At 67.9% G+C, this 7,085-nt stretch carries 6 protein-coding genes; 4 read left to right on the forward strand and 2 right to left on the reverse strand.

Going from position 1 to position 7,085, the window contains the following annotated elements; genetic code table 11:
* Positions 1–396: GNAT family N-acetyltransferase (locus E1261_RS41670; protein WP_132415301.1), on the reverse strand; the 396-nt coding region annotated here is incomplete at its 3' end.
* 112 nt (positions 397–508) lie between these two features.
* Here E1261_RS41670 and E1261_RS41675 point away from each other — a divergent pair.
* On the forward strand, positions 509–2,065 hold the full coding sequence (locus tag E1261_RS41675) for an alkaline phosphatase D family protein (RefSeq protein WP_132415302.1): 1,557 nt from the start codon (positions 509–511) through the stop codon (positions 2,063–2,065).
* On the opposite strand, the gene E1261_RS41680 is transcribed toward E1261_RS41675, so the two are convergent.
* On the reverse strand, positions 2,062–3,999 hold the full coding sequence (locus E1261_RS41680) for a glycoside hydrolase family 30 beta sandwich domain-containing protein (RefSeq protein ID WP_132415303.1): 1,938 nt from the start codon (positions 3,997–3,999) through the stop codon (positions 2,062–2,064). The two genes, E1261_RS41675 and E1261_RS41680, sit on opposite strands and share 4 nt — an antisense overlap.
* Positions 4,000–4,124: 125 nt before the next feature.
* On the opposite strand from E1261_RS41680, the gene E1261_RS41685 reads away from it, so the two are divergent.
* The 3 genes from E1261_RS41685 to E1261_RS41695 all read left to right on the forward strand — a co-directional run bounded on the left by E1261_RS41685 (position 4,125) and on the right by E1261_RS41695 (position 7,071).
* The gene (locus E1261_RS41685; RefSeq protein WP_132415304.1) at positions 4,125–5,135 is read left to right on the forward strand and encodes a LacI family DNA-binding transcriptional regulator; all 1,011 of its coding nucleotides are present in this window, start codon (positions 4,125–4,127) and stop codon (positions 5,133–5,135) included.
* 98 nt (positions 5,136–5,233) lie between these two features.
* A complete protein-coding gene (locus tag E1261_RS41690; protein WP_132415305.1) occupies positions 5,234–5,602 on the forward strand; it encodes a YciI family protein in 369 nt (122 codons plus the stop codon).
* A gap of 23 nt (positions 5,603–5,625) precedes the next feature.
* Positions 5,626–7,071, forward strand: a complete 1,446-nt coding sequence (locus E1261_RS41695; RefSeq protein WP_132415306.1) for a M81 family metallopeptidase — start codon at positions 5,626–5,628, stop codon at positions 7,069–7,071.
* Positions 7,072–7,085 lie beyond the last annotated feature (14 nt).

Raw genomic sequence — 7,085 nt, forward strand, 5'->3', positions numbered from 1 at the left:
GTACGGCGGGGTGGGGGTGTAGCCGTGGTTTGTGTAGAGGGCGATGGCTTCGTGCTGGTGGGTGCCGGTTTCCAGGCGGAGGCGGGTGAGGCCGGTGCTGCGGGCGTGGGACTCGACGGCGTCCAGGAGGATGCGGGACAGGCCCCAGCCGCGGGAGCCGGGTTCGACGTACATGCGCTTGATCTCGCCGAGGCCGGGGGAGACCGGCTGGAGGCCGACGCAGCCGGCCGGGGCGCCGTCGAGGAGGAGCAGGGTGAACCTGATGTCGGGGTGCAGGGTGACCTGGGGCTGGTCGTCGCCGTAGATCGCGGCGAGTTCGGCCTGCTGCGCGGTGGCGAGGGCGAGCAGAGTGGGGTCGGTGCCCGGTACGGCGCGCAGTTCCAGGTCCTCGATCATGCGTCCGGACGGTAGCAAGCAGGCGTGACGCAGCCGTTTCGCTTTCCTCTCGCCAGGCCCGGGTTGCCGTGAGGTCTTCCACTATTCATGAAAATATTTCATCATCCCCGGTATGACTGTGACTCGGCGTACTGTCCTCGGCACGGTAGGTGTTCTCGGTGTGGCCGCTGCCGTACCACTGGAAGCGTTCGGTACGCCGGCGCTCCGGACCGCGGCGGATGCGTCGCCGACCCTGGTCACCGGGGCGACGTTCCCCGAGGGCGTGATGGCCGGTGTGCCGCGGACCGACGGCGCGATGCTGTGGACCCGGGTGCCGCGCGGACTGTTCGACGGTGATGCCGAGTTGGCGGTCGTGGTCTCGCGGAATCGCGATCTGTCCCGGCCGGTGATCGTGAGGACGGTGGTCGCGGAGAAGCAGTGGGACGGCTGCGTCCACTTCGCGGCGAACGGGCTTACCGCAGGCGAGGAGTACTTCTACCAGTTCCGCGGGAAGGACACGGTCTCGCCGGTCGGCCGCTTCCAGACGCTGCGCCCGGCCGACTCGAACCAGCCGGTGCGGATCGGCTTCTTCACCTGCCAAGGCTTCACCGAGGGGTACTACGCGGTGCACCGGCATCTCGCCGCGGAGGATCTCGACCTGGTCGTCGGCCTCGGTGACTACGTCTACGAGGCCACGGTCCCCGGTGTCCGCGGGATCGACCTGAACCTCTATCCACAGATCCTGCCGACGATGCGGGCCAAGTACACGCTCTATCGCAGCGACGACGACCTGCGGGCGATGCATGCGCAGCATGCGTTCCTGCCGCTGTGGGACGACCACGAGTTCCGCAACAACTACACGAAGAACAAGTGGTCGCTCCCCGAGCTGTTCTTCCAGGAGAAGAAGTCGGCCGCCTGGCACACGTGGTTCGAGCGGATGCCGGTACCGCGGTACGCCGACAACATGACGCGGACGTATCGCTCGCTCCGGCTCGGCAAGACCGTCGAACTGTTTGCCATCGACAACCGGCAGTACAAGGACGACCAGCCGTGCAACGACGGCGGCAGCGTCATCTGCGCGGCGGCGGATGCAGCGGGCCGGAGCATGCTCGGCCCTGATCAGAAGGCCTGGCTGGAGAACGGCCTGCGCTCGTCCGGTGCACAGTGGAAGGTGCTCGCGAATCCCAACATGATGATGGGCATGGTCACCGGCGCCGGCGGCGAGCGGGCTTACATGGACACCTGGGACGGGTACGGCGCTGAGCGGACCGAACTGCTCTCCCTCGCAGCCGACCGCGTGTCCGACCTGGTCGTCGTGACCGGCGACGACCACGACACGTTCTCGGGCGAGCTGTGGAACACGGGGTTCGCTCCGGGGACGCCCGGCAACCCGGCCGGGACCAAACGAGCGGGTGTGGAGTTCGTCGTACCGTCGGTGTCGTCGACGAACACCGGTGACACCAAGGGCGTGGCCGGAGCGAAGGCCGAGGAGCAGAAGCGGTTGCAGTACAACCCGCACCTGAAGCAGATCGACATGCGGCAGCACGGGTACGGCGTACTGGAGGTGACCCGCGACGAGGCGAAGCTGTCGTACCGGGCGGTCGACAAACTCCACCCCGACGCGGGCGTGAGCACCAGCTACCAACTGCGAACCGGACGGGGCAGCGCCCGGCTCGACAACGTCGTCTAGCTGTAGATCCGGAGATCCGCCAGACTCCACCAGTGGTCGCTGGTGCCGTTCGAGGTGATCTGGACATACCTCGCGTACGACGGTCGCAGGTCGACCGTGGTGAGCTGGCCGGTCGACGTACCGGTGACCGGCTTCGACCAGCTCACCCCATCGTTGCTAACGGCAACTGACCAGTCGGCGGCGAAGTCGCCGAGCTGCCCGCCGCTGTCGAGGGCGATCTGCCGGAACAGCTTCCGGGTACCGAGATCCAGCTGAAGCGACTGACCGGGCGTCTGCGCAGCCTTGCTCGACCACACGGTCGATCCGTCCGCGTCGATCGCCAGCCCGGCCTCAGCGCCGTTCACCGATGCGGTCGCGGTCGCACCAGCCAGCGACACCGGGGTCGGCGCGGACAGCCGGGAGGACGGCCAGGTGAACGTCCCGATCGCACCGCCGGGCAGTTCGTACTCGAATGACTGGTCGCCGACCGCGACCGCGAACTTCCGCGGCTCGTCGTTCTCGTTGTGCACAAGCAGCGCCGTCGAGCCGTCCGGGTTCTTGAAGGCGGACGTCATCAGCTGCCCGTTCCACCCGGTCGTCCCGTACGACGTACTTCCGATCCGCACCGCACCCGGCTTCACGAACTTCGACAGGTGGCCGATCGTGTAGTACTCCGCATCCGTGGTGACCGTGCCGTCGGCCTGCAGCGTGACGAGACCGGTGCAGGTCCCGCAGCCGCCGAGGTGTGGACCGCCGGTGGAGTCGAGTGCGATGTTCCAGTTCACGACCGACTTCGCCCAGTTGCGAGTGGTGCCGAGCATCAGGTTGCGCGCGTGCCAGGTGAGCGTTCCGCGGAAGATCTGCGGCGGGGTGTCGTTCGGCCCGTGCGAACCGGAGCACTCGGTGAACCAGATGCCCTTGTCCGGGAAGGCGTTGTGCAACGCGGTCTGAGCCGCCGCATTGCCCGAGTAACAGTGGTACGCCGTACCTGCGATCCACTTCGCCGCCTTGGATTGCAGCAGTTTGTACGGGTAGTCGGTCTCCGGGTCCTCACCGGGCGGGGTGGTCCCGATGTCGCCGGGATGCGTGGACCAGTTGTGGTCGTAGCCGAGGATCTTGGTCCGCGGGCTGGCCCTGTGCAGCAGCGGTCCGAGCCGCGAGATGACCTCGGCCTCCTGCCGGACCGGGACGTCCGAGCCGGGGTAGCCGCCGGGCTTGCGGTTCTGCGGTTCGTTCTGGATCGTCAGGAAGTCGACGGGTACGCCGGCCCGGGTGTACGCCTCGACGAACTTCACCAGGTAGCGCGCATAGGCGTCGTACACCTTGGGGTCGTCCTTGAGGCGACCGCCGACGAGCGAGTCACCGGTCTTCATCCAGGCCGGCGGGCTCCACGGCGACGCCATCACCTTCAGCGCCGGGTTGAGCTGCTTGGCGCGGCGCAGCAGCGGCAGCACCTGTTGCTCGTCGTGCTTGATGCTGAACTGCTTCAGCTGGAAGTCGGTCTCGCCGGGCGCGACATCGTCGTACGTGTAGTGCTCGGTCGCGGCGGTGAAGTCGGACGACCCGACCGGCTGCCGCAGGAAGCTCACGCCGATGCCCTGGCGGGGATCGAACAACTTCCGCAGCGTCTCCTCGCGCACGGCCGGGCTCAGCCGGTAGAGCACGTCCGCCGACGAGTCGGTGATCGAGGCGCCGAAACCGTCCATGGTCTGGTACGTCGTTCGCGGGTCGACCGTGATCGTCGTCAGGTCGCTGTTGTTTCGCTGACTGTGCTTGTTTGGCTGAAAGGCGACCGGCGCGCGCTCGTGCAGGAGCTCGGCCCGGTCCGGGGTCGTCACCCAGATCTGTGCCTGGGTGGTCGGGTACGGAGTTGGTTTGAGACGGGCCTCGGCGGCCGGCACGGTCAGCAGACCGGTGGTGAGCGCCAAGGCGGTGGCGATCATCGGTGTTCGCATCGCACTCCTCAGGGTGTGAAACACAAGTGCAACAAACGACCTCAGGAAACGATCTCTCTCGACCTCTGTCAATGCCTGCAGGCGGCCCATTAGAGTGCTGAGCGTGAAACAAAGCGATGTAACAAATGCCTAGGCAGCGCGCGACCGTGCGCGATGTCGCGGCCGCGACCGGGGTGTCGACCGCGACGGTCTCCCGGGTCCTCAACCAGCAGGGCAGCGTGGCGCCCGAGACGCGCCTCCTGGTCGAGCGTGCGGTCGAGGAGCTCGGCCTGCGCGCTCCCACTCCCCGGGGCGGTACGCCGAAGCCCGTCGCCGGCACGGTCTACGTGCGCTGCCCGTACCTGCTGACCGACTACTTCGGCCTGATCGTCTCGTCCATCGCCGAGACCCTCGACCGCCACGGCCGCCAGGTCGTCCTCAATGCCGGCGAAGCCGCAGCGAACGAGCCGGTGCTGACCCGAATCCCGTCCCAGAGCGGTCTGGCCGGAGCGATCCTGATCCTCCCGCCCGAGTCGAGCGAAGACCTCGTCCGCCTGAGTTCGCGTCGCTTCCCGTTCGTCGTGGTGGACCCGCGCACCACCCTCCCGCGCGACATCCCCTCGGTGTCAGCCGCCCATCACTCCGGCGCCCGCCAACTGACCGCCCACCTGGCCGCGCTCGGCCACACCCGGATCGGCGTCATCGCCGGCCCTCGCGAATGGCTCGCCGCCGACGCTCGTCTCTCCGGTCACCACGCCGCGCTCGCCGACGCCGGCATCCTCCCCAACGCCGACCTCGTCCGGCACACCCATCCGACCACCGCGGACGGTTATGAGGCCGCCACTCAACTCCTGGCCCTCGACCCACGCCCCACCGCGCTGATCGCCTTCAACGACAAAGGCGCCGTCGGTGCCCTCCAAGCCGCCAGCGCTCAGGGCCTCTCCGTGCCGCACGACCTTTCCATCGCCGGCTTCGACGACCTGGACCTCAGCCAGGCCACGACGCCCACGCTCACCACAGTACGCCAACCCCTCGCCGAGATGGGCCGAATGGCCGTCAGCCTGCTCACCCGCCTGCTGGACCGCCACACCCTCGAAGCCCTGCATGTCGAGCTGGCCACCGAACTGGTCATCCGCGGCTCGACCGCGCCTCGTTGAAATTGGTCCGCCGGATGGTGTCGGATCGGAATGCTGCCGTTCGTGGACTTCATGTGCGACGGCCGACCGGCTTCGCACAGACTCGATAGGAGACGACAGTGCCCGAGTACCTGATCAGCTTCAACGACGAGTGGGTCCCCGAGCACACGGAAGCGGAGATCCGCGCGAAGTCCGCGTCCGTGCGCCCCGTGATCGAGGAGATGAAGGAGGCCGGCGTCTACCTCTTCGGCAACGGCGGTCTCGATGCCTCGTCCGTGCTCTGCAGCGTCACGGCCCGGGACGGCGAGCCGATCTTCACCGACGGTCCGTACGTCGAGTCCAAGGAACACCTCGGTGGGTTCGCCGCCATCGCCGTACCCGACGACGAAGCCGCGCGCTACTGGGCCGGTCGGCTCGCCGTCGCCCTCGACTGGCCGCAAGAGGTGCACCGCTTCCCGCCGTCCGTCGAAACCAGTGCGACCCCCTGATCGGATGTGAAAGGTTGGACTTCATGAGGATCGGGATTGCCGGGATCGCCATCGAGTCCAGCACGTTCTCGCCGCATCGCGCCGGCCTGGACGACTTCGACGTACGGCGTGGGGAGGATCTGCTCGCCCGCTACGACTTCCTCGGGAAGGCGTGGGCCGAGGGTGTCGAGTGGGTGCCCCTGCTGCACGCGCGGTCGTTGCCGGGCGGCGCGGTGGTGGCTGAGGTGTACGACGCCTTGTCCGCGGAGATCGTCGAACGGATCGGTACGGCGGGCCAGCTGGACGGACTGTTCTTCGACATCCATGGCGCGATGAGCGTGGTCGGCCGCGAGGACGCCGAGGCGGATCTGGCCACGCGGGTCCGGGCCGCGCTCGGTCCGGACGTGATGATCTCGACCTCGATGGATCTGCACGGGAACGTGTCGCGGGAGCTCGGCTCGGCCGTCGATCTGATCACCTGCTACCGGATGGCACCGCACGAGGACGCGATGGAGAGCCGCGAGCGGACGGCGCGGAATCTGGTCGAGCGGTTGCAGTCGGGATTGGGCCGGCCGAAGAAGGCGTGGATCCAGGTGCCCGTGTTGCTACCGGGGGAGAAGACGTCGACCCGGATCGAGCCGGCGGCCTCCATCTACCAGCGGGTCGGCGAGATCGCGGACGAGCCCGGCGTACTGGATGCTGCGGTCTGGGTCGGGTATGCCTGGGCGGACGAACCGCGGTGCCAGGCCGCTGTCGTGGTGATGGGTGACGACGAGGCGCTGATCACCGAGCGCGCGATCGAGCTGGCGAAGGCCTACTGGGATGCGCGGGCCGACTTCGAGTTCGTGGCACCGACCGGGACGCTGCATGAGTGTGTCGCGGCGGGATTGAAGAGTACGGCGCGCCCGTTCCTGATCAGCGATTCCGGGGACAACCCGACCGCGGGCGGAGCCGGCGACGTGTCGTGGACCCTGCGCGAACTGCTGACCGTCGACGAACTGACCAGCGGCCAAGCAACCGCGATCCACGCAAGCATCGCCGACCCCGACGCCGTCGCAGCATGTGTCGCAGCCGGCGTCGGCAACCCGATCAGCGTTGCGGCCGGCGGCAAGGTCGACTCCGGTCCGGCAGGTCCGGTCGAGGTCACCGGCACCGTGTTCTCCCTCTCCGAAGACCCAGTCGGCGGAACTGTCGCCGTGATCCAGGTAGGCGGCCTGCACGCGATCATCACCTCCCGCCGCAAGCCCTACCACCACCTCGCCGACTTCACCCTGCTCGGCCTGGACCCAGCCACCACCGACCTGGTCATCGTCAAAATCGGCTACCTGGAACCAGAGCTCTACACCCTCGCCGCCGACTGGCTCCTGGCCCTAACCCCCGGCGGAGTAGACCAAGACCTCCTCCGCCTAGGCCACCACGCCGTAACCCGCCCCCTCTACCCCTTCGACCCCGAAATGCCAGATCCCGACCTGAAGCCCGAACTCCTCTAACCCCCGAACTCCTC

Source organism: Kribbella albertanoniae, assembly GCF_004348455.1.
Lineage (GTDB): Bacteria > Actinomycetota > Actinomycetes > Propionibacteriales > Kribbellaceae > Kribbella > Kribbella albertanoniae.